Origin of the sequence: Bartonella sp. CE47NXGY, from assembly GCF_042195415.1 — a bacterium.
Lineage (GTDB): Bacteria > Pseudomonadota > Alphaproteobacteria > Rhizobiales > Rhizobiaceae > Bartonella.
The window spans coordinates 1-557 of sequence record NZ_JBHIOI010000289.1 but is presented as its reverse complement, the minus strand read 5'-3'; the positions used below and the strand labels follow the sequence as shown (position 1 = coordinate 557).

Annotated in this window: 1 protein-coding gene; it reads left to right on the top strand. The window is 45.6% G+C overall.

The genetic code is table 11. The annotated features are described in order from the left end of the window. Positions 1-162: 162 nt before the first annotated feature. Positions 163-477, top strand: coding sequence for a hypothetical protein (locus ACFIL3_RS11155; RefSeq protein WP_375682312.1), 315 nt, complete (start codon positions 163-165; stop codon positions 475-477). Positions 478-557: the final 80 nt, after the last annotated feature.

Sequence of the window (557 nt, the reverse complement as noted above, 5' to 3'; positions counted from 1 at the left end):
TTGAAGGGGGCGGTGTTTTCTTGCATTTTTGCAACTGTCCTTGGTTTGGTGCATCTGGGCGTCAAGAGTATGCCTGTGGCGGGGCAAGTGTTCTTAAAGGCGGTCATGTTTTGTTGCATGATGGGCTTTATCCTGTGGTTCGCTGCTGTGGGCGTCAGGGATATGGATAGCATAAGGGCGGTATTCTTAAAGGTTTTGCTCTTGTCTTTATTGTTGAAAGTGCTCTTGGGGTTCTTTATACGCGAGCAAGGTGATACGGTGCTACAGAGGTCGTTGCGTGCTTTGAATTTTGTGCTGTTTTGCTGCATTTTGGCACCAATTCTTTTTTTTACCCGTCTGGGAGCAGAGAATCTAGGGTTGAGCTGGCTTTGGTTCTCGGATGAGAGGGTGTTTTTATTCATTTTTGGATTTACCCTTCCTTTTGTTTGTGAGGGAGCAAGGTGTGCGCGTGTTTTAGGGGCTTGGTTCTTAAAGTAGGGTGTGTTTTTTTGTCTTATGGGTGTGATCTTTAATGGGCTTGCTGTGAGGGGTATGTGATGTCGAACGATTTGTTTTTT

Bases quoted from the DNA above. Each gene is read 5' to 3' on its own strand.
- ACFIL3_RS11155 (WP_375682312.1), top strand. From the start codon at position 163: ATGGATAGCATAAGGGCGGTATTCTTAAAGGTTTTGCTCTTGTCTTTA.